At 25.9% G+C, this 1,190-nt stretch carries 2 protein-coding genes; both read right to left on the bottom strand.

The annotated features are described in order from the left end of the window. Positions 1-48 precede the first annotated feature (48 nt). The gene (locus tag G3997_RS03130) at positions 49-249 is read right to left on the bottom strand and encodes a DUF898 family protein (protein WP_296647969.1); all 201 of its coding nucleotides are present in this window, start codon (positions 247-249) and stop codon (positions 49-51) included. 289 nt (positions 250-538) lie between these two features. Then, a complete protein-coding gene (locus tag G3997_RS03125) occupies positions 539-1,141 on the bottom strand; it encodes a DUF975 family protein (protein ID WP_296647966.1) in 603 nt (200 codons plus the stop codon). Between the last annotated feature and the right edge of the window lie 49 nt (positions 1,142-1,190).

Raw genomic sequence — 1,190 nt, 5'->3', positions numbered from 1 at the left:
AAAAATCCAATAGATCAACTATTGGATTTCTTTATTATTTATGAAAATTTAATCTTCAAATACTGTATTTTCTGTTTTCCATTGTAACATTTTTATTTTTAGCCAGAATCCATATATTCCGAATGTTATTATTGTTAGTATCCACCATTTTATGTAGTGTAGGAATAAACTTGATCCACTTCCAACGAATTTTAGTCTTCTTCCTTCTATTATTGTGTTTTTAACTTCCCATTTGTATTTTATACACATTGCCCATGGAGTTGCTNATCTAAGATAGCAACAAACTCATTTTTTCTAAAGTTTGCAGATACACCATCTAGTGCAACTTGTGTAAAATCACCTGTGGTATAACTTTTTTTAATATTTTTTAATGTTAGCATTTTTCTCCTCCTCTAAAAAGATGACTCTATCTTACATTAAAATTATTAACTCAACATTAAGTTTTTAAATATTTTTAGTAATTATAGTTAATTATTTGTAACTAAAAATAAAAATAGCTCTAAAAATAATTTATACTATTTTTAGAGCTATTTTTAACTTAATCTTTTATAGTTAAATAGTAGTTACTTAAAGTTGCACTATAATAAGGTAATACATATAATCCTGCGATACCAAAAGTTATTACAGTTAATATTATCCATCCTATAAAGCTTAACTCTAATATAAAAAGTTCCATTTTATGACCTTTCATAATTCTAGAACTTTCTTTTAAGCACTCTATTACAGACATTTCAGGATGTTCTGCCATTATATAATATACTTGAGAATACATAAAAGATACTATTATACCAGGGATTATAAGGAATATTGCACCTATAAATACTGCAATTCCTACTAATAATGTAACTCCTAATGCCCTTAATATATTTCTAAACCCAAACCATAAATCTGAAATTTTAGGATTTTCTCTATTAGATAAGTTTATAAAGAATTTACATTGTCCTATAGCTATCGGCCCTGCTATTACTAGTGATATAATTGTAATTAAAATTGCTATAGCAGCTGATTCTGGATCAATATAAACTAATAACTCTGGTATAAGTGATATCAACATACATACTATTATTGCACCTATAGATAATCCCCAATGATTTTGTAACTGCTTCTTAGCATTTTGCTTTAACTCTTTTCGTAAAATCATAATATCCCCTCCTATAATATAATATTATGATTTTTTTTATTACTTGTTA

The organism is Romboutsia sp. 13368, assembly GCF_018336475.1.
Lineage (GTDB): Bacteria > Bacillota > Clostridia > Peptostreptococcales > Peptostreptococcaceae > Romboutsia.
The sequence above is the reverse complement of the archived record's forward strand: the minus strand, read 5'-3'. Positions and strand labels throughout refer to the sequence as shown.